21 protein-coding genes are annotated in these 25192 nt (G+C 67.5%); 9 read left to right on the forward strand and 12 right to left on the reverse strand.

Annotated elements, in window-relative coordinates; all coding sequences use genetic code 11:
- The first annotated feature begins 3 nt into the window (after positions 1-3).
- From glyS to GQ57_RS25280, 4 genes are read left to right on the forward strand one after another with little or no spacing between them, the layout of a single operon-like run.
- Positions 4-2103, forward strand: a complete 2100-nt coding sequence (gene glyS / locus GQ57_RS25265; protein WP_034199362.1) for a glycine--tRNA ligase subunit beta — start codon at positions 4-6, stop codon at positions 2101-2103.
- A 10-nt stretch (positions 2104-2113) separates the two neighbouring features.
- Complete coding sequence (gmhB, locus tag GQ57_RS25270) at positions 2114-2677, forward strand: D-glycero-beta-D-manno-heptose 1,7-bisphosphate 7-phosphatase (protein WP_031401081.1); 564 nt, start codon at positions 2114-2116, stop codon at positions 2675-2677.
- A gap of 43 nt (positions 2678-2720) precedes the next feature.
- Entirely contained in the window at positions 2721-3485 is a 765-nt protein-coding gene (locus GQ57_RS25275) for a lysophospholipid acyltransferase family protein (protein WP_031401082.1), read from the forward strand.
- 46 nt (positions 3486-3531) lie between these two features.
- Positions 3532-4419, forward strand: coding sequence for a M48 family metallopeptidase (locus tag GQ57_RS25280; RefSeq protein ID WP_034199363.1), 888 nt, complete (start codon positions 3532-3534; stop codon positions 4417-4419).
- Positions 4420-4520: 101 nt separating this feature from the next.
- On the opposite strand, the gene gloA is transcribed toward GQ57_RS25280, so the two are convergent.
- Positions 4521-4910: a lactoylglutathione lyase gene (gene gloA / locus GQ57_RS25285; RefSeq protein ID WP_031401084.1), complete on the reverse strand. Its 390-nt coding sequence runs from the start codon at positions 4908-4910 to the stop codon at positions 4521-4523.
- A 326-nt stretch (positions 4911-5236) separates the two neighbouring features.
- Here gloA and GQ57_RS25290 point away from each other — a divergent pair, with 326 nt between their 5' ends.
- Entirely contained in the window at positions 5237-6172 is a 936-nt protein-coding gene (locus tag GQ57_RS25290; RefSeq protein ID WP_034199364.1) for a DMT family transporter, read from the forward strand.
- A 76-nt stretch (positions 6173-6248) separates the two neighbouring features.
- On the opposite strand, the gene rsmA is transcribed toward GQ57_RS25290, so the two are convergent.
- Genes rsmA through GQ57_RS25310 form a run of 4 tightly spaced genes read right to left on the reverse strand, consistent with a single transcriptional unit; the run spans position 6249 to position 11897 of the window.
- The gene (rsmA, locus tag GQ57_RS25295) at positions 6249-7076 is read right to left on the reverse strand and encodes a 16S rRNA (adenine(1518)-N(6)/adenine(1519)-N(6))-dimethyltransferase RsmA (RefSeq protein WP_031401086.1); all 828 of its coding nucleotides are present in this window, start codon (positions 7074-7076) and stop codon (positions 6249-6251) included.
- Positions 7077-7125: 49 nt separating this feature from the next.
- Entirely contained in the window at positions 7126-8115 is a 990-nt protein-coding gene (gene pdxA / locus GQ57_RS25300; protein WP_034199365.1) for a 4-hydroxythreonine-4-phosphate dehydrogenase PdxA, read from the reverse strand.
- A gap of 11 nt (positions 8116-8126) precedes the next feature.
- Positions 8127-9485: a peptidylprolyl isomerase gene (locus tag GQ57_RS25305; protein WP_031401088.1), complete on the reverse strand. Its 1359-nt coding sequence runs from the start codon at positions 9483-9485 to the stop codon at positions 8127-8129.
- 51 nt (positions 9486-9536) lie between these two features.
- Entirely contained in the window at positions 9537-11897 is a 2361-nt protein-coding gene (locus GQ57_RS25310; protein ID WP_031401089.1) for an LPS-assembly protein LptD, read from the reverse strand.
- Positions 11898-12122: 225 nt separating this feature from the next.
- On the opposite strand from GQ57_RS25310, the gene GQ57_RS25315 reads away from it, so the two are divergent.
- Both GQ57_RS25315 and murU read left to right on the forward strand, forming a co-directional pair.
- Entirely contained in the window at positions 12123-13172 is a 1050-nt protein-coding gene (locus tag GQ57_RS25315) for an aminoglycoside phosphotransferase family protein (RefSeq protein WP_034199366.1), read from the forward strand.
- 31 nt (positions 13173-13203) lie between these two features.
- Complete coding sequence (gene murU, locus GQ57_RS25320) at positions 13204-13923, forward strand: N-acetylmuramate alpha-1-phosphate uridylyltransferase MurU (protein WP_031401091.1); 720 nt, start codon at positions 13204-13206, stop codon at positions 13921-13923.
- Positions 13924-14041: 118 nt separating this feature from the next.
- On the opposite strand, the gene GQ57_RS25325 is transcribed toward murU, so the two are convergent.
- Entirely contained in the window at positions 14042-15913 is a 1872-nt protein-coding gene (locus GQ57_RS25325) for an ABCB family ABC transporter ATP-binding protein/permease (RefSeq protein WP_031401092.1), read from the reverse strand.
- A gap of 175 nt (positions 15914-16088) precedes the next feature.
- Between GQ57_RS25325 and GQ57_RS25330 the strand changes: the two genes are divergently transcribed.
- The gene (locus tag GQ57_RS25330) at positions 16089-16484 is read left to right on the forward strand and encodes an acyl-CoA thioesterase (RefSeq protein ID WP_031401093.1); all 396 of its coding nucleotides are present in this window, start codon (positions 16089-16091) and stop codon (positions 16482-16484) included.
- Between the two features lie 27 nt (positions 16485-16511).
- On the opposite strand, the gene GQ57_RS25335 is transcribed toward GQ57_RS25330, so the two are convergent.
- Positions 16512-16994: a nitrate reductase associated protein gene (locus GQ57_RS25335; RefSeq protein ID WP_034199367.1), complete on the reverse strand. Its 483-nt coding sequence runs from the start codon at positions 16992-16994 to the stop codon at positions 16512-16514.
- 145 nt (positions 16995-17139) lie between these two features.
- Between GQ57_RS25335 and fdhD the strand changes: the two genes are divergently transcribed.
- Positions 17140-17952: a formate dehydrogenase accessory sulfurtransferase FdhD gene (gene fdhD / locus GQ57_RS25340; RefSeq protein ID WP_407638602.1), complete on the forward strand. Its 813-nt coding sequence runs from the start codon at positions 17140-17142 to the stop codon at positions 17950-17952.
- Positions 17953-17972: 20 nt separating this feature from the next.
- Here the strand turns inward: fdhD and GQ57_RS25345 are convergent, their stop codons facing one another.
- From GQ57_RS25345 to GQ57_RS25365, 5 genes are all read right to left on the reverse strand, one after another.
- Positions 17973-18740, reverse strand: a complete 768-nt coding sequence (locus tag GQ57_RS25345) for an enoyl-CoA hydratase (RefSeq protein WP_034199368.1) — start codon at positions 18738-18740, stop codon at positions 17973-17975.
- A 92-nt stretch (positions 18741-18832) separates the two neighbouring features.
- On the reverse strand, positions 18833-20032 hold the full coding sequence (locus tag GQ57_RS25350) for an acetyl-CoA C-acyltransferase (protein WP_031401097.1): 1200 nt from the start codon (positions 20030-20032) through the stop codon (positions 18833-18835).
- Positions 20033-20102: 70 nt separating this feature from the next.
- On the reverse strand, positions 20103-22538 hold the full coding sequence (locus GQ57_RS25355) for a 3-hydroxyacyl-CoA dehydrogenase/enoyl-CoA hydratase family protein (RefSeq protein WP_031401098.1): 2436 nt from the start codon (positions 22536-22538) through the stop codon (positions 20103-20105).
- A gap of 113 nt (positions 22539-22651) precedes the next feature.
- Positions 22652-24439 carry an acyl-CoA dehydrogenase C-terminal domain-containing protein gene (locus tag GQ57_RS25360; protein ID WP_031401099.1) on the reverse strand — a complete coding sequence of 596 codons (1788 nt, stop codon included), beginning with the start codon at positions 24437-24439 and terminating at the stop codon, positions 22652-22654.
- Positions 24440-24497: 58 nt separating this feature from the next.
- Positions 24498-25097 (reverse strand): TetR/AcrR family transcriptional regulator, encoded by a 600-nt coding sequence (locus GQ57_RS25365; protein ID WP_031401100.1) that lies wholly within the window; start codon positions 25095-25097, stop codon positions 24498-24500.
- Positions 25098-25192: the final 95 nt, after the last annotated feature.

Here is a 25192-nt window from a genome sequence, read left to right on the forward strand (position 1 = left end):
ACCATGACGCACAATCATCCCGCCCCCCTGCTCGTCGAACTGCTGACCGAAGAGCTGCCGCCGAAGGCCCTCGCGCGCCTCGGCGACGCATTCGCCGAAGGTCTCGCGCAACGCCTCGCGGCGCGCGACCTCGTCGAAGGCGAACTCGTGTTCGAGCGCTACGCCACGCCGCGCCGCCTCGCGGTCGTCGTGCAGAACGTCAGCGCCGTCGCACCCGACAGGCAGGTCCGAGAAAAAGTCCTGCCCGTGTCGGTCGCGCTCGACGCCGAAGGCAAGCCGACGGCCCCGCTCGCGAAGAAGCTCGCGGCGCTCGGCCACCCGAACCTGTCGATCGCCGATCTCGAGCGCGCGCAGGACGGCAAGGCCGAAGCGTTCTTCATCAACTATTCGGCGGCCGGCGCCACGCTCGCCGAAGGCCTGCAGGCGGCGCTCGACGAAGCGCTCGCGAAGCTGCCGATCCCGAAATTCATGACGTACCAGCGCCCGGACGGCTCCGACGTGAAGTTCGTGCGCCCGGTACACCGCCTGACGGTGCTGCACGACGATCGCGTCGTGCCGGTCACCGCGTTCGGCGTCGACGCCGGCGACACCACGCTCGGCCACCGCTTCCTGTCCGACGGCCTCGTCGCGATCCAGCATGCGCGCGCGTACGCCGACACGCTGCGCGACAAGGGCCGCGTGATCGCGCACTTCGCCGATCGCCGCGAAACGATCCGCACGCAGCTGAACGAGCACGCGAACGGCGACACCGTCGTGATGCCCGAAGCGCTGCTCGACGAAGTGACGTCGCTGGTCGAATGGCCGGTCGTCTATCCGTGCCGTTTCGAGGACGAATTCCTGCAGGTCCCGCAGGAATGCCTGATCCTCACGATGCAGACGAACCAGAAGTATTTCGCGCTGACCGACGTCGCCGGCAAGCTGCGCTCGCGCTTCCTGATCGTGTCGAACATCGAGACGAAGACGCCGGGCGAGATCATCGAAGGCAACGAGCGCGTCGTGCGCCCGCGCCTCGCCGACGCGAAGTTCTTCTTCGAGCAGGACAAGAAGAAGCCGCTCGCCGACCGCGTGCCGCAGCTCGCGAACGTCGTGTATCACAACAAGCTCGGTTCGGCGCTCGCACGCGTCGAGCGCCTCGAGGCGCTGGCCGGTGAAATCGCGCCCGCGATCGGCGCCGACGCCGTGCACGCGAAGCGCGCAGCGCGTCTCGCGAAGGCCGACCTGCTGACCGACATGGTCGGCGAGTTCCCCGAGCTGCAGGGCACGATGGGCACGTACTACGCGCGCCACGACGGCGAAGCCGACGACGTCGCACTCGCCTGCGCCGAACACTACCAGCCGCGCTTCTCCGGCGACGCGCTGCCGACCACGCCCGTCTCGACCGCCGTCGCGCTCGCCGACAAGCTCGAGACGATCGTCGGCATCTGGGGCATCGGCCTCGCGCCGACCGGCGAGAAGGATCCGTTCGCGCTGCGCCGCCACGCGCTCGGCGTGCTGCGCCTGCTGCTCGAGAAGCAGTTGCCGCTCGATCTCGTGTCGCTGCTGCGCACGGCCCACGCCCGCTTCGAAGGCGTGCCGGGCGTGGCCGAGTCGACCGATGCGATCCTCGCGTTCTTCATGGATCGCCTGCGCGGCCTGCTGCGCGAGCGCGGCTACTCGGCCGGCGAAATCGACGCGGTGCTGAGCCTGAACCCGACGCGCGTCGACGATCTCGTCGCGCGTCTCGACGCGGTGCGCGAGTTCGCGCGCCTCGCGGAAGCCGAGGCGCTCGCGGCCGCGAACAAGCGGATCTCGAACATCCTGAAGAAGTCGGAAGGCGGCGCGAACGGCACGGTGCAGCCGACGCTGCTCGTCGAGGCCGCCGAGAAGGCGCTGCACGAACAGCTCGAGGCCGTGACGCCGCACGTGCAGTCGCAGCTCGCGGCACGCGCCTACACGGGCGCGCTGTCGGCGCTCGCCGCGCTGCGTGCGCCGGTCGACACGTTCTTCAACGACGTGATGGTCAACGCGGAAGATCCTGCGCTGCGTGCGAACCGTCTCGCGTTGCTGTCCGCGCTTCATCAGCAGATGAACTGCGTCGCCGACATCTCGAAGCTCGCCGCATAAGGGCCGCACGATGCCGACCAGCCCCAACCGCAAGCTCGTCGTCCTCGACCGGGACGGCGTGATCAACGTCGATTCGGATGCGTTCGTCAAGACGCCCGACGAATGGATCGCGCTGCCCGGCGCCCTCGAGGCGATCGCCCGGCTCAATCACGCGGGCTACCGCGTGGTTGTCGCGACCAACCAGTCCGGCATCGGTCGCGGGCTGTTCGACATGGCCACGCTCAACGAGATGCATCTGAAGATGCATCGCGCGGCGGCCGCGGTCGGCGCGCGCATCGACGCCGTGTTCTTCTGCCCGCACACGGCCGAGGATCACTGCGACTGCCGCAAGCCGAAACCCGGCATGATGCAGATGATCGCGGAGCGCTTCGAACTCGATCCCGATCACACGCCGGTCGTCGGCGATTCGCTGCGCGACCTGCAGGCCGGCGTCGCGGTCGGCTTCCGGCCGCACCTCGTGCTGACCGGCAAGGGCAAGAAGACGCTCGCCGCCGGCAACCTGCCGCCTGGCACGAAGGTCCACGACGATCTGCGCGCCTTCGCGCTCGATTTCCTTTCACACGATTACGAGTGATGCAGCCGCCGCGCGCATCCTCCCTCACGCCAGACCCACGCCGATGCGCTTCGTTCGCTCCCTGCTGCTGCTGATCTACTTCATCGCGTACACGGTGCCGTACGCCACCGCGTGCTTCATCGCATTCCCGTTCATGCGCCCCGACGCCCGCTACTGGATGGCGGCCGGCTGGTGCAAGTCGACGCTGTGGGTCGTGCGCTGGCTGAACGGCATCCGTTACCGGATCGAAGGATTCGAGAACCTGCCCGACGGTCCGGCCGTGCTGCTGTCGAAGCACCAGTCCGCGTGGGAGACGCTCGCGTTTCCGGCGCTGATGCCGAAGCCGCTCTGCTATGTGTTCAAGCGCGAGCTGCTGTACGTGCCGTTCTTCGGCTGGGCGCTCGGGCTGCTGCACATGGTCAACATCAACCGCAAGGAAGGCAAGAACGCGTTCAATTCGGTGATCCGCCAGGGCAAGAAGCGCCTGTCGGAAGGCGCATGGATGATCATGTTCCCGGAAGGCACGCGCACGCCGGTCGGCAAGCAGGGCAAATACAAGACGGGCGGCGCGCGCTTCGCGATCGAAACCGGCGCGCCCGTCGTGCCGATCGCGCACAATGCGGGCAGGGTATGGCCGCGCAACTCGTTCACGAAATTCCCGGGCGTCGTCACCGTGTCGATCGGCAAGCCGATCCCCGTCGACGGCATGACGCCCGATGCATTGAATTCGCAGGTCGAAGCATGGATCGAAGCGGAAATGCGCCGGATCGATCCGGATTCGTATCGCCCGGCGGGCAATGCCGGCACGCGCGATGCCGCGCGTGTCTGAATCCCGCAGGTTGCCGCCGTTGCGTACGACAAAAAGAAGCGAACTGATGAAACAGCGTCCGCGGCCACGGCCAGCCGTCGTGGCCCTCGATCATCGCCAGATGGACCTGCCGCTCTTCGACGGGCCGGCCGCCGCGCCGTCGGTGCCCGCCACGCCGCCGGCGCCGCCCGACGCGTCGCCCGCCGCCCCCCTCGATCCTGGTCCGGCGCCCGACCGCTCCCGAGTGCGCACGTTCGCACTCGACAGCCGTGTGCTCGAATACCGCCTGAAGCGCTCGGCGCGCCGCACGATCGGCTTCACGATCGACGGCAGCGGGCTGTCGATCACCGCGCCGCGCTGGGTCACGCTCGCCGACATCGAAGCTGCGATCGCCGAGAAGCAGCGCTGGATCTTCGCGAAGCTCGCGGAATGGAAGACGCGCACCGAGCAACGCGCGCTGCCGCAGATCGACTGGCGCGACGGCGCGCAGCTCCCGTATCTCGGCAAGACGGTGACGATCGCGCTCGGCGCGGGCGCCGTCGCGTTCGATGCCGACGCGCTGCGGCTGTCGCTGCCGCTGCCCGTGCAGGCCGACATGCAGCAGATCAAGGATCGCGTGCAGGGCTGGTTGCAGGGCGAGGCGAAACGCATCTTCGGCGAACGCCTTGCGGTCTATGCGGAAAAGCTCGGCGTCACGTATTCGATGTACGCGCTGTCGTCGGCCGCGACGCGCTGGGGCAGTTGCTCGAGCGACGGCAAGATCCGCCTGAACTGGCGGCTGATCCATTTCCCGATGTCGATCATCGACTACGTCGTCGCGCACGAACTGTCGCACCTGCGCGAGATGAACCACAGCCCGGCGTTCTGGCAGACCGTCGAATCGATCTTCCCCGAGTTTCGCGAGGCGCGGCACACGCTCAAGCATCACCCGCCCGAGCTGCTGCCGTCGTTGTGACGCGCGCGGCCGCACCGTAAACGCGGACGGGCGGTGCAGGTCGCCCCGCACCGCCCGTCCGTTCCGCCGCGGCACGCCGCCACGGCCCGTTCATCCCGCGCTCAGTGCGCCTTCTTCTGGATGAACTCGATCTTGTAGCCGTCAGGATCCTCGACGAACGCGATCACGGTCGTACCGTGCTTCATCGGGCCCGCTTCTCGCGTGACCTTGCCGCCCTGCGCCTTGATCTTCTCGCAGGCCGCGTAGGCATCCTCGACCGCCACCGCCAGATGGCCGAAACCGTTGCCGAGATCGTAGGACGGCGTATCCCAGTTATGGGTCAGCTCGATCACGGTGCCCGTGCTTTCGTCTTCGTAGCCGACGAATGCGAGCGTGAACTTGCCTTCCGGATAATCCTCGCGACGCAGCAGCTTCATGCCGAGCAATTCGGTGTAGAACTTGATCGAGCGGTCGAGATCGCCGACTCGCAGCATCGTATGCAGCAAACGCATGTGTTGTACTCCTGTGGGGACTTTCCAGAACCGGAAACTCTACCAGAGTCGGGGGAACTCCGCCGGAGGCGCCCGGCCGATGCGGCGGATCGGATCGAGCCGCACCGGCGCGAGCCCGGCGACCGGAAACAGCGCGATCCGGCTTGCCCGGCCGTCCCGCCGATCGGGTAACATCCTTCCACCTCGCACCAAAAGCGGGCATGTCATCCGCCCCGAACGCGACCCTCCACTCTCCGATACCGCCACCCTGCCGTGCGAAACCGTCGATTCGAGCGCGCCGTCCTTCCGGTCTCCCCGCCATCGTACCGAACCGGCGAGGCCCGCCGATGAGCACGCTCGCCGCCGCCCCCGCGCGCCGCGCGCCCGACATGCGCGCCGCCGGCCTGATGCTGCTGCTGTGCGCGATCTGGGGCTTCCAGCAAGTCGCCATCAAGAGCACGAACGCGGCGATCGCGCCGATGTTCCAGGCCGGGCTGCGTTCGGCGATCGCCGCGGTACTGCTGTGGGGCTGGGCCCGCACGCGCGGCACGCCGCTGTTCCAGGCGGACGGTACGTTCGGCGCGGGCCTCGCGGCCGGCGCGCTGTTCGCCGGCGAATTCATCTGCGTGTTTTTCGGGCTGACGCTGACGAGCGCGTCGCACATGGCGATCTTCCTGTACACCGCGCCGTGCTTCACCGCGCTCGGCCTGCACCTGTTCGCACCGGGCGAACGGCTGCAGCGCATGCAATGGGCCGGCATCGGCCTCGCGTTCGCCGGGATCGCGCTCGCGTTCGCGGACGGCTTCCTGACGCCGCGCGCGCCGGGCGCGTCCGTGCTCGCGGGGCTGGCCGGCGACGCGCTCGGGATACTCGGCGGCGCGATGTGGGCCGCGACGACCGTCGTCGTGCGCTCGACGGCGCTCGCGCGGGCGAGCGCAAGCAAGACGCTGTTCTACCAGCTCGCGGTGTCGGCGGTCGTGCTGATCGCGCTCGCCGCGCTGTCCGGCCAGATGTCGTTCGCACGCGTCACGCCGCTCGCGCTGGCGAGCCTCGCATACCAGTCGGCGATCGTCGCGTTCGTGAGCTACCTGTCGTGGTTCTGGCTGCTGACGCGCTACAGCGCGTCGCGGCTGTCCGTCTTCACGTTCCTGTCGCCGCTGTTCGGCGTCGCATTCGGCGTGCTGCTCCTCGGCGAATCGGTCGGCTGGCGCTTCCTGTCGGCCGCCGCGCTCGTGCTCGCCGGCATCGCGCTCGTCAACGCACCGCCACGCAGGCGGGCGTGACGGCGCGCACGCAACAAAAAGGCTGCCTCGTCGGGCAGCCTCTTCGACACGAGCGGCGCGGCGCATGCCGCGCGCGTCATCCGGCCTTGCGCACCGTCGCGAGCGCCTGCGCCACGCCCACGTATTCGGCCACGCTCACGTCTTCCGCCCGGCGCGCGAGATCGAAGCCGAGCGCGTCGAAATCGATCGTCTCGCGATAGTCGCCGAGCGTGTTGCGCAACATCTTGCGACGCTGCGAGAAGGCCGCGGTGACGATTTCGCCGAGCAAGGCGGGATCGACGTCCGGCAGTTCGTGCGGCTCGTACGGAATCATCCGGACGATCGCAGAATCGACCTTCGGCGGCGGCTGGAACGATTCCGGCGGCACGTCGAGCATCTTTTCCATCACGTAGCGGTACTGCAGCATCACCGACAGACGCGAGAACGCCTTCGTGCCCGGCTCCGCGACCATCCGCTCGACGACCTCGTTCTGCAGCATGAAATGCTGGTCGATGACCGCATCGGCGAACGTCATCAGGTGAAACAGCAGCGGGCTGGAGATGTTGTACGGCAGGTTGCCGACGATCCGCAGCGACGGCTTGTCGCCGGGCGCCGCGAGCGACCGGAAGTCGAACGCGAGCGCGTCGCCCGCGTGCAGCTCGAGCAGCGCGCCGAAGCGCTGCTGCAGACGCCCGATCAGATCGCGGTCGAGCTCGACCGCGTGCAGCGGCGACTCGGGCGTCGCGAGGCGCTCGATCAGCGGCTCGGTCAGCGCGCCGAGGCCGGGGCCGATCTCGACCATGCGCTGGCCGCGCGCGGGACCGATCGTCGAGACGATCGAGTCGATCACGCCGTGATCGACGAGGAAGTTCTGCCCGAAGCGCTTGCGCGCGAAGTGGCCTTGGTGCTGTCTGCTGTTCGACATCGACTGAGTAAAACGAAAAATGCGACGAATGAGGTGAGGCCGGGCCGCGTCAGGCCCTGCGGCGGTGACGCGCCATCGTGACGGCCGTGTCGAGCGCGGCGATCATGCTGCCCGGATCGGCGCGGCCCGTACCGGCCAGATCGAGCGCGGTGCCGTGATCGACCGACGTACGGATGATCGGCAGCCCGAGCGTCACGTTGATGCCCTCGCCGAACGTCGCATACTTCAGCACGGGCAGGCCCTGGTCATGGAACATCGCGAGCACGCAATCGGCGTCGGCGAGGTGGCGCGGCTGGAACAGCGTGTCGGCCGGATACGGGCCGCGCGCGTCGATGCCCTGCGCTTTCGCGCGGGCCAGCGCCGGCGAGATCACGTCGATCTCCTCGCGGCCGAGATAACCGTTCTCGCCCGCATGCGGATTCAAGCCAGTCACGAGAATGCGTGGTGCCGCAAGGCCGAAGTCGCGCCGCAGGTCGCGATCGATGATCGCGAGCGTCTCGACGAGCCCGTCGACCGTCAGCGCGGCCGACACGTCCTTCAGCGGCAGGTGCGTGGTCGCGAGCGCGACGCGCAGCGGCCGCTCGCCGGTGCCCGCCAGCATCATCACGACACGCGGCGTATGCGTGCGTTCCGCCAGGTATTCGGTATGGCCGGTGAACGGCACGCCCGCATCGTTGATCGTGCTCTTCTGCAGCGGCGCGGTCACGATCGCGTCGTAGCGGCCTGCCAGCGCGCCGTCGATCGCTGCGTCGAGCAGTTCGAGCACGTACCGGCCGTTCGCCACATCCAGCTCGCCCGCCCGCGCGGGCACCGCGAGCGCGCGATGCACGATCGACACCGGCCCGCCGCCGGCCAGCGCGGCCCGGTCGGCACCGACGGCCGCCGCCCGCGCGTCGAGCAGCGCCGCGTCGCCGAGCACGGTGAAATGCGCGTCGGGCCAGCGCTGCGCGGCGTCACGCAGCGCCAGCACGGTCAGTTCCGGGCCGACCCCTGCGGGTTCGCCGGTCGTGATCGCGATCTGCAGCGCGGGCGTGGTCATCCGATGCTCGCTCAGTTCGCCGGGCCGATGCCGCCGATCTTGTACTGCACGTACGACGAATCGCGCAGCTCGCGCAGCCAGTCGGCATAAGCCTGCTCGGCCTTGCGCTGGCCGATCGCCTGACGCGCGATATCCATCTGCTGCTGCACCGAGCCTTCCGCCTCGCGGCGGTCCAGCACCTGGATCAGGTGGTAGCCGTACTCGGTACGAATCGGCTGGCTGATCTGGCCGTCCTGCAGGTTGTTCATCGCGCGCTCGAATTCCGGCACGGTCTCGCCCGGGCTGATCCAGCCGAGATCGCCGCCCTGCGACGCCGAACCGTCCTGCGAGTAGGTACGCGCGAACTTCGCGAAATCGCCGCCGGCCTCGACCTGGTTGCGGATGTCGAGCAGTTGCTGGCGCGCCTGGCCTTCCGACTTGCCCTCGCCCACGCGCAGCAGGATATGGCGCACGTGCGTCTGGACGATCTTCGGCGCCGCGGCGCTCGCGCCCTGGCTCTGGCGACGGTCGACGAGACGCACGATCTCGAAACCGTCCGGCACGCGGATCAGCGTCGGGTTGACCTCGCCCGGACGCAGCGTCGAGGCGGCGCTGACGACGTCGGCCGGCAGCGCGCTCGGCGCCTTGAAGCCGAGGTCGCCGCCCTTCTTCGCGTCGCTCGCCTCCGAATTGTTCTTCGCGAGCTTTTCGAAATCGGCGCCCGACTTCGCCTGCTGCAGCAGCGCCTCGGCCTTCTTCTGCGCGACGTCGATATCGGCCTGCGGCGCGTTGGTCGGCGCCTTGATGAAGATGTGCTGGAAGCGCAGATCCTGCTGCTGCGACGCGTTCGGCCCGCGCTGGCTAGCGATGTAGTTCGCGACCTCGGCGTCCGACACGGTGATCTTGCCGTCGACCTCGCGCTCGCGCAGCTTCGACAGCATCAGCTCGGTACGCGCGTCGCTCGTGAAGATGCTCCAGGGCACGCCCTGCGCCTCGAGACGCGAGCGATACTGATCGAGCGTCATCCCGTTCGCCTGCGCGAGACGCTGCAGCGTGGACTGCACGGTCGCGTCGTCGACGCGAATCCCGTCGTCCTTGGCCTTCTGCACCTGGATACGCTCGAGCACCATCTGGTTCAGCACCTGCGCGCGCAGCTGGTCATCCGGCGGCACCGGTGCGTTCTGCTGCTTCAGCCGGCGCGCGATCAGGCCCGCGCGCTGGTCGAGTTCGCGGCTCGTGATCACGTCGTTGTTGACGACAGCGACGACTTCGTCGGCAAGCTGCGCGCCTTGCGAACCAAGCGCCTGCGCCGCGGCCGGCGCGGCGGCGAGCAGCGCAGCGGACGCGGCAAGGCTGGACACGACTGCCGCGAAACGAAGGGTTTTCTTCATTGCCACTGGAACTCCATTGAAATCGTGCTGACCGGTACAAACACGCCGGCGTTACTCGTAGTTGCTGAAGCGGGACATCGGCGGCGGCGGCGGCGGCAGCGGCGTATAGCCCGGCACCCCGGCGCGGAACGCTGACACGAGGCCGTTGTCGACCGTCGACAAGCCCTTGAGCGTCAGCTGCATCATGAATCGCGTCGACGAGCTCTGCTGTCCCGACGAATTCACGCCGTTCGCGGCCCGCTGCACGCCGACCCCGAGCGCCCAGCAATCCGCGTCGTATTGTAAGCCGAGCAGACCGTCGACCACGCGATCGCCGGCCAGATCGTAATTGAAGCGGCCGATCGCATACAGGCGGCGCGTGAGCGGCCATTGCGCCGAGATCAGGAACTGGTTGATCGGCTGGCCGTCGAGCGTGGTGTTCGCGCGCGTATAGCGGTAGCCGACGTTGATCACCTGGCGCTCGCCCGGGCTGTAGCCGAAACCGACGCTCGACTTCACGAGCTGGTTGTTGTTCTGGTTGTACTGGAACGCCGTCTCGGACATGAAGCCCGAGCCGAACTTCAGCGCTGCGCCGACGATCAGGTCCGAGTGGCGTGCCAGCGCTGCGGGCTGCGTGGAATTGAACGTGACGCGCTGATCGGCGAAGTAGTACTGCTGCGCGATCACGAACCGTGCGCGCTCGTCGCCGGTGCCCGGATCGATGAAGCGCGACGTCAGGCCGGCCGTGATCCGGTTCGCGTCGGCGATCCGGTCGTTGCCGACGAACGTGTTCGGCTGGTAGATCTCCGCGAGCCCGAAGTCCGATTCAGCGGTGTCGAACAGCGGTGCGTTCGACTGGTCGCGATACGGCGTGTACACGTAGTACAGGCGCGGCTCGAGGGTCTGGATGAAATCCTGGCCGAACAGGCGCACCGAGCGATCAAAGATCAGCCCCGAGTCGAAGCTCACGGTCGGGATCGACTCGGTGAAACGCTTCGGGCTGTTCGGCGTGGTCGACGACATGTAGTTCAGGTCGTACGACGCAAAGTGATACTGGATCTTCGGCACGACGAAGTAGCCGGGGCCGTATACGCCGTAAGCGATGTACGGATTGAATACGACCCGGTCGCCTTGGGTCATATCGGCCGTCGTGATGCGGAACCGCGAATAGTCGGCTTCCGCGCCGAAATCGAAACCGCCGACGTTGTACTTCGTGTACTTCACGTTCAACTGCGGCTCGCGGCTGTACGGCGCGGTCGACGGCGGCAGCGTCTGCCAGTGCTGGTAGCGCGCGAGTACCGACCACGGGCCGTTGTTGTACGTGAGGCCCGCTTCCTGCTGGTACAGCGCCTGCGTGCCGTTGATGAACTGGTTCGTCGAGCCGAGGTCCTCGGGATACGTGTTGTCCGAGACCTTGTTGTAGTAGACGTAGCCGCCGAAACCGCCGCCGAAGTTCTGCTGGTGCTGCCAGTAGATCGCATAGCGGCTACGGTGCGCAAGCCGGTCGTCCGGCAGGTAATTGGCCGTAAACGTGCCCGAATACGTCGGCGACAGGTAGCGGAACGTCGCCTCGGCCATCACGCCGCGCCGCGAGATGATGCGCGGCGTGAGCGTCAGGTCGCGGTTCGGCGCGATGTTGAAGTAGTACGGCAGCGTCAGCTCGAAGCCGTTGCTTGAGTTCATCGAGAACGTCGGCGGCAGCAGGCCGCTGCGCCGCTCGCCCGACAGCGGGAACGTCATCCACGGGCTCGCGAAGATCGGCACGCCCTGGAAGAACAGCACGCTGTTGCGCACGGTGCCTTCGTCGGCGCCCGTATCGAAGTCGAAGCGGCTGCCCTTGATGTACCACGCGGGGTTCGTCGCGCACTGGCACGCCGTATAGGTGCCATTGATGAACACCGAGCGCTCGTCGTCGACCATGTCGACCCGCTCCGCGCTGCCCGATCCGCCCGTCATGTTGAAGTGGTACTTCGGCGCCGTCATGAAGCCCTGGTTGGCCTCGATCTTCAGGTGCGCCTCGGGGCCCGCGAACGCCGTGCCGGAATTGATCACCCTGACCTGGCCGTACGCATTGGCCATGTCGGTATCCTGATCGTAGTGGATCGCATCGGCCTTCACGACGGTTTCGCCGCGCCGCAGCTCGGCGGAGCCTTTCGCGGCCATGTCCTGCTCGGCCGTGCCGCTCGTGTGGTCGGCGATCACGAAGGCGGCCGGCTTCTCGCCGTCCTTCAGCGGATGATCCTCGAGCTGGGGTGCGAGACGCAAATCCCACGGCGAGTCGAGCGGTTGCGGCTGCGCGGCCGCGCCCGACAGCTGCGCGTACGACACCGCCGGCACGAGGCCGGGCACGGCCAGCAGCGCGAGCGCGAGCCGCCGTTTGCGCGGCGCCCCGTCACCGGGGAAAACATTCGGGAATAGCGGTTTGGGCGGCATCTATCGTTTGGCGAATCGCCCCTTGTCAACCGCGCCGTCGCGGCACATTCGCGCGCGACGGGCCGCGCCGTCGCACCGCGACTGCGGCTGAGCGCAAACCGGGGAGGCGATCTCGGGCGCCGGCGCGACAGGCGGCGAGCCTGCACGGCGGAAAGCTGACGCAGGGCGCGTCAAAAAAGTCGTGGGGTATTATATGGCAAGACGTTCCCCCCTCCGCCGAGTTTCATGACGCCCCCATCCGCCGCATCCCAGCCCGACGCCCGCCTCGAAGCGCTCACCAAGTGGCTGCACCCGCTCGCCGAGCGCTACGCGCTCGACCTGTCGACCCTCGCGCCCGCGTCGTCGGACGCCAGTTTCCGCCGATATTTCCGCGTGGCATCGGCCACCAGCGCCGGCGGCACGCTGATCGCCGTCGACGCGCCGCCGCCCGAGAAGTGCCGCGAATTCGTCCAGGTCGCGCAGTTGCTTGCCGCGGCCGGCGATCACGTGCCGGACGTGCTGGCCCACGATTTCGACGCGGGTTTCATGCTCGTGACCGATCTCGGCCGCACGTCGTACATCTCGGTGCTCGATCCGGCCGCCCCGGCCGACGCACGGCCGCTGATGCGCGACGCGCTCGACGCGCTGATCCGCTTCCAGCTCACGTCGAAGCCCGACGTGCTGCCGCCGTTCGACGAAGCGTTCCTGCGCCGCGAAATGGAGCTGCTGCCCGAATGGTTCATCGGCCGCCACCTCGGCAAACCCGTCACCGACGCGATACGCGGCACGCTCGACCGCACGTTCGCGCTGCTGGTCGCCAGCGCGCAGGCGCAGCCGCAGGGTTTCATGCTGCGCGACTTCATGCCGCGCAACCTGATGGTCTGCGAGCCGAACCCGGGCGTGCTCGACTTCCAGGACGCCGTCTACGGGCCGCTGACGTACGACGTCGTGTCGCTGCTGCGCGACGCCTTCATCACCTGGGACGAAGCGTTCGAACTCGACTTGTTCGCGTACTACTGGGAAAAGGCGAAAAAGGCCGGCCTGCCGGTCGACCCCGATTTCGGCGAGTTCTACCGCCAGCTCGAATGGATCGGGCTGCAGCGCCACATCAAGGTCCTCGGCCTGTTCGCGCGCATCCATTACCGCGACGGCAAGCCGCACTACCTGAACGACCTGCCGCGCTTCTTCGCGTATGCGCGCAAGGTTGCGCTGCGCTACCGCCCGCTCGTGCCATTCGCGAAGCTGCTCGACGAACTCGAGGGCAAGGCGGCGGCCGACGTCGGTTATACATTCTGATCGCCCCGACCCTCCTGAAACCCGGCCGAACATGAGCAACACCCTGACCACGGCGATGATCTTCGCCGCCGGGCGCGGCGAACGGATGCGCCCGCTGACCGACACCCGCCCGAAGCCGCTGCTCGAAGCAGGCGGCAAGCCGCTGATCGTGTGGCAGATCGAAGCGCTCGCGCGCGCGGGCATCGAGACGATCGTGATCAACCACGCGTGGCTCGGCGAACAGATCGAGGCCGCGCTCGGCGACGGTTCGCGCTGGGGCGTGCGGCTCGCGTACTCGGCCGAGGGCGAGGCGCTGGAAACGGCGGGCGGCATCGCGCAGGCGCTGCCGCTGCTGGCGCGCGACGGCCAGCCCGCCGTGTTCGCGGCGGTCAGCGGCGACGTCTATTGCGCGTTCGACTACCGTACGCTCGCGCCGCGCGCCGCCCGGATGGCCGCGCTCGACGCGCCGGCGATGCACCTCGTGATGGTGCCCAACCCGCCGTTCCACCCCGCCGGCGACTTCGCGCTCGGCAACGACGGCCGCCTCGCGCTCGACGGCGCCGCGCGCTTCACGTTCGGCAACATCGGCCTGTACGACACACGGATGTTCCGCGATCTCGCGGCCGGCACGCGCCGCCCGCTGACGCCGTACTATCGCGCCGCGATCGAGGCCGGCCGCGCGAGCGGCGAACTGTACGAAGGCATCTGGGAGAACGTCGGCACGCCCGCGCAGCTCGGCGAGCTCGACGCGCGGCTGCGCGCCGCGGGCTGACCGGACGACCGGACGATTCATCGAACGACGAGCGCCCGGCAACGCGCCGGCGCACCTTCCGCGCGCCGTTCCCGCCGACCGCCTTGCCGCTGCGTTCAGCGCGGCGCGGCAGCGCCGCTCATGCGGCCTCGGCCGCTTCCCCGCCCGCCGCCGCGCGCTGCTGCTGCAGCGCCCACATCTGCGCATACAGGCCGCCGGCCCGCACCAGCTCGTCGTGCGTACCGCGCTCGACGATCCGCCCGTGGTCCATCACGAGGATCTGCTGCGCGTGCACGACCGTCGACAGCCGGTGCGCGATCACGAGCGTCGTGCGATGCCGCGCGATCTGGTCGAGTTCGTGCTGGATCGCGCGCTCCGAGCGCGAATCGAGCGCCGACGTCGCTTCGTCGAACAGCAGCACCGGCGGATCCTTCAGCAGCGTGCGCGCGATCGCGACGCGCTGCTTCTCGCCGCCCGACAGCTTCAGCCCGCGCTCGCCGACCGGCGTGTCATAGCCTTTCGGCAAGCTTTCGATGAAATCGTGGATGTGCGCGGCGCGCGCGGCCGCGATCACCTCGTCGCGGCTCGCGGTGGGCCGACCGTACGCGATGTTGTAGTAGATCGAGTCGTTGAACAGCACGGTGTCCTGCGGCACGATCCCGATCGACGCGCGCAGCGAATCCTGCGTGACGTCGCGGATGTCCTGCCCGTCGATCCGGATCGTGCCGCCGGCCTGCCGGTCGAGATCGTAGAAGCGGAACAGCAGCCGCGACAGCGTCGACTTCCCGGAGCCGCTATGGCCGACCACCGCGGTCGTCGTGCCCGCGTCGATCGTGAACGTCACGTCGTGCAGGATCGGCCGCGCCGGCTCGTACGCGAAGTTCACATGCTCGAAGCGCACCTGCGCACCGGCCACCTCGAGCGGCCGCGCATCGGGGCGGTCGGCCACTTCCTTCGCGGCCGACAGCAACCCGAACATTCGGTCCATGTCGGTCAGGCTCTGCTTCAGTTCGCGATAGACGACGCCGAGAAAGTTCAGCGGAATGTAGAGCTGCAGCATGAACGTGTTGATCAGCACGAGATCGCCGAGCGTCAGCTTGCCCGCGAGCACGCCCTGCGTCGCGCGCCACAGGATGAACACGAGCCCCGTGCCGATGATCGCCTGCTGGCCGAAGTTCAGCACCGACAGCGAGTTCTGCGAGCGGATCGCGGCCTTGCGGTAGCGCTTCAGGTTCTCGTCGTAGCGCTGCGCTTCCCACGCCTCGTTGCCGAAATACTTCACCGTCTCGTAGTTGATCAGCGAATCGATCGCCCGCGAGTTCGCACGCGAATCGAGCTCGTTCATCGTGCGGCGGAAATGCGTGCGCCAGTTGGTGACTTTCACCGTGAACACGATGTACGTGATCAGCGCCGCGAACGTCACGTAAGCGTAATAGGCCTCGTACTTGACCACGAAGAAGCCGAGCACGAGCCCGACCTCGACGAGCGTCGGCAGGATGCTGTACAGCGAATACGAGATCAGTTGCTGGATGCCGCGCGTGCCGCGCTCGATGTCGCGCGACATGCCGCCCGTCTGGCGCTCCAGATGAAACCGCAGCGACAGTCCGTGCAGGTGCCGGAACACCTGCAGCGCGAGCCGGCGCACCGCGCTCTCGGTGACCTTCGAGAACAGGATCTCGCGCAGCTCGGTAAACAGCGACGTCGACAGCCGCACGAACGCATAGGCGACGACCAGCAGCCCCACCCCGCCCGCGAGCACGATGCCGGCCGACTGTTCGGCACGGCCGAGCGCGGTGATCTGCTGGACGTAGGACAGGTGGTCGACGATGCGCTTCATCACGATCGGCACGCCGAGATTCGCGACCTTCGCCGCGATCAGGCAGCCGAGCGCGAGCGCGACGCGCCATTTGTAGGTGGTCAGGTACGGCAGCAGCGACCGGATGGTCTGCCAGTCGTTGCGGGGCCCGGTCGAAGCCTGTGCAGGCTCGCCGGAAGCGGGAAATCGGCGCATGGGGGGAAGGGTCGGCGGCGCCGCCGGGCGCATGCATCGGCGGCCGGCTCGCTCACTTTCTCGTACAATTTGCGAACGTTGTATTGTCGCAGAAGCCGCTTCGCGCCGCTGCCGGCGCTTCCGCCGGCCAGCCTGCGCGCGGCGGCGTATTGATTACAGGATGAAAGCCCCCGCCATGACCGATTCGACCCTCGAACTCCCGCAAAAGCAACCCGCCCTGCGCGTCGTCCCGCAGCCGCATGACGCGAACGTCCACGGCGACGTGTTCGGCGGCTGGATCATGTCGCAGGTCGACATCGCCGGCTCGATTCCCGCGAGCCAGCGCGCGAACGGCCGCGTGGCGACGGTCGCGGTCAACTCGTTCCTGTTCAAGCAGCCGGTGTTCGTCGGCGATCTCCTGAGTTTCTACGCGACCATCACGCGCACCGGCAACACGTCGATCACGGTCGACGTCGAGGTGTACGCGCAACGCATGCGCCTGATGGGCGAAATCGTCAAGGTTACCGAAGCGACGCTCACCTACGTCGCGACCGGCCAGGATCGCAAGCCGCGCCAGCTGCCGCCGCTCTGACCGGCGGGCGACGCGGCCGGCCGCCCGTCAGTGCGTGGCGGTCAGCCCGAACTCCCGCATCGCGGGCAGGAAATCGTGATTCAGTTTCGGCTTGCGCGACAGCTTCACCAGCACATAGCGCTGGAACGGCGCGAGCCGCCGCCATTGCGCAAGCTCGGGCGCGGTCAGCCCGGCCAGCGCGCTCTGCTGCACGAGCGACTCCGGCACCGTATCGACGGCGCGCCAGGTCGGCCGCTCGTCCGGCTGGAACCATGACGGTTCCAGATCGGCGTGCGTGCGCAGCATTTCGAACAGCGCATGATCGAAGTTGGGCTCGATCGTGGTGTCGTCGTCGGCCGGAAAGCGCGCGAGCAGCTTGCGGTCCTCGAGCGGCAGCAGCTGCCACTGCTCGAGCGAGATCCGCAGACCGAAGCGGTCGAGATTGAAACGCACGATCATCGGAATGTAGGTGAAGTTTTCCGACGATTCGTGTTCGAAATCGAATAGCAGTGGAGCGTCGCTGAGTCCCATGGTCGTTACCTGATGTGGCGGATGCCGGCGCGGCCGGCTTGCCTGAGGTATTTTAGAACCTGTGCGCGCAGGCGGCGGCCCCGATTGTCGCCGGCCGCGCGTCGAATCAACGGGAGTACTCGTGAATCCGACCGAATCCGGTGCAATGCACGACGAACCGCGCGGCGCGGTCGAACTGTCCGTGCGCCGCACGCGCGGCGGCACCGTCGAGACCGCGTACGACTACGTGGGCCAGGAATGGCCCGTTGCGCTCGTCTTCAACGGCATCTCGCATGCGGTGATGATGTGTACGCCGTGCGACCTCGAGGCGTTCGCGGTCGGCTTCGCGATCTCGGAAGGCATCGTCGCGCGCGGCAGCGACATCAAGGACATCGAGGTGATCCTGCACGCCGACGCGCCGCTGCCGCACGCGGAAGTCCATCTGGAAGTCGTCCAGCAGGCGTTCGCCGCGCTGAAGGACCGCCGCCGCGCGCTCGCGGGACGCACCGGCTGCGGCGTATGCGGGATCGAAAGCATCGACCTGCTCGACCTCGCGCCCGAACGCGTGCCCGATACGGGCTTTCTCGCGCGCCTCGCGCCCGACGCGCTCGCGCGCGCCGCGCGCACGCTGCCGGCCCATCAGGCGCTCACGCAGCTCACGGGCGGCCTGCATGCGGCCGCATGGTGCGATGCAACCGGCGCGATCCGGACGGCCTTCGAGGACGTCGGCCGCCACAACGCGCTGGACAAGCTGATCGGCTCGCTCGTGCTGTCTCGCGCCGACGCGACCGACGGCTTCGTATTCCTGTCGAGCCGCGCGAGCTACGAGCTCGTGCGCAAGGCCGCCCGCGTCGGCATCCCGCTGGTCGCGACGATCTCCGCACCGTCGTCGCTCGCGATCGACATCGCGAAGGCGGCCGGCCTGCGGCTCGTCAGCTTCTGCCGCGAGACCGGCCACGTCGACTACGGCACGGCCTGAGCGTGCCTCGCGCCGCTCCGTCAGTCGAACTGACGGAAATCCGGCTTGCGCTTCTCGAAGAACGCCGTCATCGCCTCGCGCGCTTCCGGCGCGCGCAGCATCGCGGAGAAGTGACGCGCCTCCTCGGCCATCCGCGCGGGCGTTGCCGCACCGCCCGTATCCTTCAGCAGTGCCTTCGTCACGCGCAGCGACGACGCCGGCAGCGCCGCGAGCTTCGCCGCCTGCTTCGCCGCGAACGCATCGAGCTCCGCGGCCGGCAGCACCCGGTTGACGATGCCGATGCGGTGCGCTTCCAGCGCATCGAACGCCTCGCCGAGCAACAGCTTCTCGGCCGCGACCTGATGGCCGGCCAGGCGCGGCAGCAACACGCTCGACGCCGCTTCCGGGCACAGCCCGAGCTGCACGAACGGCAGCGAGAACATCGCGGTATCGGCCGCGTAGACCAGATCGCAGTGCAGCAGCATCGTCACGCCGACGCCGACCGCGACGCCCGGCACCGCCGCCACGATCGGCTTCTGCGCGCCGCTGATCCGCGCGAGAAACTGGAATACCGGCGCGTTGTCGTCCTTCGGCGGCGACTTCAGGAAATCCTCGAGATCGTTCCCCGAGCTGAAATTGCCGTCGCTGCCGCGCAGCAGGATCACGCGGACCGCCTTGTCTTCCTGGGCTTCGGCGAGCGCATCGGCCATCGTCTGGTACATCGCCGCCGTCAGCGCATTCTTCTTCGCCGGGCGCGCGATCGCGATCGTCAACACGCCGTCGGCGCGTTCCACTTGAATTTCGGCCACAACCGTCTCCTTTGAGTGTCCCCTACCGGAATGAAAAAACGGTGCGCGAGCTCGTGGCCCGCACACCGTCGTCGCTTTTCGTCGCGTCCCGCTTACAGGCGTTCGATGATGCCCGCGGCGCCCATGCCGGTGCCGACGCACATCGTGACCATCCCGTACTTCAGGTTGCGGCGGCGCAGGCCGTGCACGACGGTCGCCGCGCGGATCGCACCGGTCGCGCCGAGCGGGTGACCGAGAGCGATCGCGCCGCCCATCGGGTTGACCTTCGACGGGTCGAGGCCGAGATCGCGGATCACCGCCAGCGATTGCGCGGCGAACGCCTCGTTCAGTTCGATCCAGTCGAGATCGTCCTGCTTCAGGCCCGCGGCCTTCAGCGCGGCCGGAATCGCTTCCTTCGGGCCGATCCCCATGATTTCCGGCGGCACGCCGCGCACCGCGAAGCTCACGAAGCGCGCGAGCGGCGTCAGGTTGAATTCCTTGAGCACCTTCTCCGACACGACGAGCAGCGCACCCGCGCCGTCCGACGTCTGCGAGCTGTTGCCGGCCGTGACCGAACCCTTGTTCGCGAACACCGTGCGCAGCTTCGCGAGGCCTTCGATCGACGTATCCGCGCGCGGACCTTCGTCGAGCGCGATCTCGCGCGTCTTCACGTCGATTTCGCCGGTCGCGAGGTTCGGGAAACGCTCGGTGAGCGTGTATGCGGCGATCTCGTCGTTGAATTCGCCGGCCTGTTGCGCGGCCAGCGCCTTGCGGTGCGACTCGACCGAGAACGCGTCCTGGTCTTCACGGCTCACCTTCCACTGGTCGGCGACCCGCTCGGCCGTCAGGCCCATCCCGTACGCGATGCCGAAATCCTCGCTGCGATCGAAGATGTGCGGCGACATCGACGGCTTGTTGCCCATCATCGGCACCATGCTCATCGATTCGCAACCGCCCGCGAACAACGCGTCCGACTCGCCGACACGGATACGGTCGGCCGCCATCGCCAGCGCCGTGATGCCCGACGCGCAGAAGCGGTTGACCGTCACGCCGCCGACCGTCTGCGGCAGGCCCGCGAGCAGCGCGCCCATGCGCGCGACGTTCAGGCCCTGCTCGGCTTCCGGAATCGCACAGCCGATGATCGCGTCCTCGATCACCTTCGTGTCGAGGCCGGGCACCTGCGCGACCGCCGACCTGATCGCGTGGACCAGCAGCTCGTCCGGGCGCGTATTCTTGAAGACACCGCGCGGGGCCTTGCCGATCGGCGTGCGGCTGGCGGCGACGATGTATGCGTCTTGCAGTTGTTTGCTCATTTCAGACTCCTGTCGGCCCGGGCCGCCGCTTCAGCGCCGCCCCGGGCCCCATACAAAGTTATCCGCTCGCTCAGTTGCGCACCGGTTTGCCGGTCTGCAACATGCCCATGATCCGCTCCTGCGTCTTCTGCGTGCCGAGCAGCTCGACGAACGCACGACGCTCCAGCGCGAGCAGCCACTGCTCGTCGACCAGGCTGCCGGCTTCGACGTCGCCGCCGCACACGGCCTCGGCGATGCGGCTCGCGATCAGGTAGTCGTGGTCGCTGATGAAGCGGCCGTCGCGCATGTTGACGAGCGATGCCTTGATCGTCGCGATTGCCGAACGGCCCGCCACCGGCACGTCCTTCGCGCGCAGCGGTGCGCGGTAGCCGGTCGCAGCCAGCGCACGCGCCTCCTTCTTCGCGGTGTCGAGCAGTTCGAACACGTTGAAGACGATCGTGTCGGACGGCTTCACGTAGCCCATCGCACGCGCATCGTGCGCGGACGCCGAGACCTTCGCCATCGCCGCGTTCTCGAACGACTTCGTGACGAACTTCAGGATGTCGGTGGTCGCGTTCGCGGCCGTGGCGGCGTCCGCCGCGCGCAGCGCCGCTTCCTTCAGGCCGCCGCCTGCCGGCACGAGGCCGACGCCCACTTCGACGAGGCCGATGTAGCTCTCGACGTGCACGACGCGCTTCGCGCTGTGCAGCATCAGTTCGCACCCGCCGCCGAGCGCGATGCCCGACACGGCTGCGACCACCGGCACGTTCGCGTACTTCACGCGCAGCATGCCTTCCTGGAACTTCTTCACGAACGGCTCGATACCCTTCGCACCGCCCATCATGAACGCGGGCATCGCCTCTTCGAGGTTCGCGCCGGCCGAGAACGGGCCGCCCGGCGTGCCGAGCTTCAGCGACGTCGGCTGCCAGATCACCACGCCCTTGTAGTCCTTCTCCGCGACTTCGATCGCCTGCACCAGGCCGTCGATCACGCTCGGTCCGATCGTGTTCATCTTCGACTTGAACGACACGATCACGACGTCGTCCTCACCCGCACGGTCGTCGACCCATGCGCGCACGGCGTCGGTCTCGAACAGCGTCTTGCCGTACGTCTTCGGATCGGCGCCCGCTTCGCCGAGCAGCGGCGCGCGGAACACCTGCTTGCCGTAGACCGCGAGGTCCGAACGCGGCACGAAACGCTTCGCCGCCGGCGCCCACGAGCCTTCGGCCGTGTGCACGCCGCCCTTCTCGGCAACCGCGCCCTCGAGCACCCACGACGGCAGCGGCACGTTCGCGAGCGCCTTGCCGGCCGCGATGTCTTCCTGCACCCACTCGGCGACCTGCTTCCAGCCGGCGGCCTGCCAGCCTTCGAACGGGCCTTCGTTCCAGCCGAAGCCCCAGCGGATCGCGAGGTCGACGTCGCGCGCGTTGTCCGCGATCGACTCGAGATGCACGCCGATGTAGTGGAACACGTCGCGGAAGATCGACCACAGGAACTGCGCGTGCGGATGGTCCGTTTCACGCAGCAGCTTCAGGCGTTCGGCCGGCGGACGCTTCAGGATGCGGCCGACGGTTTCGTCCGCCTTCGCGCCCGAATCCACATAGGTGCCCGTCTTCGCGTCGAGCACCTTGATCGCCTTGCCTTCCTTCTTGTAGAAACCGCCGCCCGTCTTCTGGCCCAGCGCGCCCTGCTTCACCAGTTCGGCAAGCACGGCGGGCGTCTGGTAGACCGGGAAGAACGGATCGTCGGCGAGATTGTCCTGCATCGTCTTGATCACGTGCGCCATCGTGTCGAGGCCGACCACGTCCGCGGTGCGGAACGTCGCCGACTTCGCACGGCCCAGGCGGCTGCCCGTCAGGTCGTCGACTTCGTCGAAGCGCAGGCCGAACTTCGCGGCCTCGGTGATCACCGCGAGGATCGAGAAGATGCCGACGCGGTTCGCGATGAAGTTCGGCGTGTCCTTCGCGCGCACGACGCCCTTGCCGACGATGCTGGTCAGGAACGTTTCGAGCTGGTCGAGGATGTCCGGGCGCGTATGCCCGGTCGGAATCAGTTCGACCAGGTGCATGTAGCGCGGCGGGTTGAAGAAGTGCACGCCGCAGAAACGCGCCTTCAGCTCGTCCGAGAAACCTTCGGACAGCTTCGTGATCGACAGGCCCGACGTGTTGGTCGCGAAGATCGCGTTCGGCGCGATGTGCGGTGCGACCTTCTTGTACAGGTCGTGCTTCCAGTCCATCCGCTCGGCGATCGCCTCGATCACGACGTCGCATTCGGCGAGCTTCGCGATGTCGTCTTCGTAGTTTGCCGCCTCGAGGTACTTCGCGTCGTCCTTCACGCCGAACGGCGCGGGCGACAGCTTCTTCAGGTTCTCGATCGCCTTCAGCGCGATCGCGTTTTTCGGGCCTTCCTTGGCCGGCAGGTCGAACAGCAGCACCGGCACGCGTGCGTTGATGAGGTGCGCGGCGATCTGCGCGCCCATCACGCCGGCGCCCAGCACGGCGACCTTGCGAATCAGGAAATTGCTCACGGGATGTCTCCGGATAGTGTCGTGCAGCGCGGGAGGTAAGGGCTGCACGGCGAAGTGAGTACCAGGAACCGTTGGGCTCGGGCGGCGCGCGGCGCACGCCGCCCGAACGCGCGTCAGAACAGCGATTCGTCGACTTCCATCAGCGTCTTCGAACCGGCGCGCGCGGCGCGGATCGTCGATGCCGTCTCGGGCAGCAGGCGTGCGAAGTAGAAGCGGGCCGTCGCGAGCTTCGACTTGTAGAACGGATCGCCCGACGCTTCGTTGTCGAGTGCGAGGCGTGCCATGCGCGCCCAGAAGTACGAGAACACCAGGTGGCCGACGGTGCGCAGGTACGGCACGGCGGCGGCGCCGACTTCGTCCGGGTTCTGCATCGCCTTCATGCCGATTTCCATCGTCAGCTTCTGCACCTTGTCGCCGATGTCGGCGAGCGGGTTGATGAACTCGGCCATCTCCGGCTTCACGCCTTCGGCTTCGGCGAATTCCGTGACGAGCTTGCCGAACTTCTTCAGCTTCGCGCCCATGTCGCCGAGCACCTTGCGGCCCAGCAGGTCGAGCGACTGGATCGAGTTCGTGCCTTCGTAGATCATGTTGATCCGCGCGTCGCGCACGTACTGCTCCATGCCCCACTCGGAGATGAAGCCGTGGCCGCCGTAGATCTGCATCGCGTGGTTGGTCGACTCGAACGCGTTGTCGGTCAGGAAGGCCTTGATGATCGGCGTGAGCAGCGCGACGAGGTCGGCCGCCTCCTTGCGCACCGCTTCGTCACCGTGCGACAGCTCCTTGTCGATCTGCAGCGCGGACCAGTACGTGAATGCGCGCGCGCCTTCGGCATAGGCCTTCTGCGTGAGCAGCATGCGACGCACGTCCGGGTGCACGATGATCGGGTCGGCCGGCTTGTCCGGTGCCTTCGGGCCCGTCAGCGAGCGCATCTGCAGGCGCTCCTTCGCGTACGTAAGCGAGTTCTGGTAGGCGACTTCCGTGAGGCCGAGGCCCTGCATGCCGACGCCGAGGCGCGCGGCATTCATCATCACGAACATCGCGTTGAGACCCTTGTTCGGCTCGCCGACCATCCAGCCCTTCGCGCCGTCGAGGTTCATCACGCACGTCGAGTTGCCGTGGATGCCCATCTTGTGCTCGATCGAGCCGCACTTGATGCCGTTGCGCTCGCCCGGCTCGCCCGCTGCATCGGGGACGAATTTCGGCACGATGAACAGCGAGATCCCCTTCGTGCCCTGCGGCGCGTCCGGCAGGCGCGCGAGCACGAGGTGGATGATGTTCTTCGACATGTCGTGCTCGCCGCTCGAGATGAAGATCTTCGTGCCGCTGATCGAGTACGAGCCGTCGCCGTTCGGTTCGGCCTTGGTGCGCAGGATGCCGAGGTCGGTGCCGCAGTGCGGCTCGGTCAGGCACATCGTGCCCGTCCATTCGCCCGACACGAGCTTCGGCAGGTACTGCTTCTGGAGTTCCGGCGCGCCGTGCGCGTGCAGGCATTCGTAGGCGCCGTGCGACAGGCCCGGATACATCGTCCATGCCTGGTTCGCCGAGTTCAGCATTTCGTAGAGCGCGTTGTTCACGAACGCGGGCAGGCCCTGGCCGCCGTAGTCCGGATCGCAGCCCAGTGCCGGCCAGCCGGCCTCGACGTATTGCCGGTAGGCCTCCTTGAAGCCGGTCGGGGTCTTCACGACGCCGTCGCCTTCATACGTGCAGCCTTCGCGGTCGCCGACCTGGTTCAGCGGGAACAGTACCTCGGAGCAGAACTTGCCCGCTTCCTCGAGGACCTGGTTGATCGTGTCGGCGTCGAGGTCCGCATGCTTGGGCATTTGCTTGACTTCGGCTTCGACGTTCAGAAGCTCGTGCAACACGAATTGCATGTCGCGCAGCGGCGCGGCGTACTGTCCCATGACTCTCTCCAAAGGTGGGCAAAACGGCTCGAGCTCCTGGCGGGCGGGTCACGCGCCGCTAACGGCTCTCGCTCTGATACGAAACAATCGTCTTTTCCAGCGCGGCCCACGTGAGGCGCACGGCGTCCGGCGAATGCAGGAAGCGGGCGTCGTGATGCAGGCCGAGCGTGAAGCTGTACAACTCGAAGAGCATCAGGTCCGGATCGGTATCCGCACGCAGATGGCCTTCTTCCTTCGCCTGCGAAATGGCACGCAGCATCGCGGCACGCCAGGCCGTCACGCTCGCGATCAACTGCTCGCGCACGGGGCTGTCAGGCCGGTCGTCGTATTCGACGGCGCCGCTGATGTAGATGCATCCCGTCGTCACCTCCTGGATGCGCTTCTCCGTCCAGCGGGACAGCATCGCCCGGAGGCGCGGCAAGCCGCGCGGCTCGCGCAGGCTCGGAAAGAACACCTCGTTTTCGAAACGATGGTGATACTCGCGGACGACCTCGACCTGCAGGTCCTCGCGCGATCCGAAGTGCGCGAACACGCCGCTCTTGCTCATCTGCATGCGCTCGGCCAGCAGGCCGATCGTCAGCCCCTCCAGCCCGTCACGGCTGGCGAGATCCAAAGCAGCTTCAAGTATCGCGGCACGCGTCTGTTCGCCTTTTCGCATAGCTATTTCTGTAACCGTTCGGGGGTTCGAATAAAATCGAACGGCCGTACTATTATTGAGTGCGGCCGCTCGCGAAACAAGGAAATTATTAGAAA

Source organism: Burkholderia sp. MSh2 (assembly GCF_000731655.1).
GTDB classification, from domain to species: Bacteria; Pseudomonadota; Gammaproteobacteria; order Burkholderiales; family Burkholderiaceae; genus Burkholderia; species Burkholderia paludis.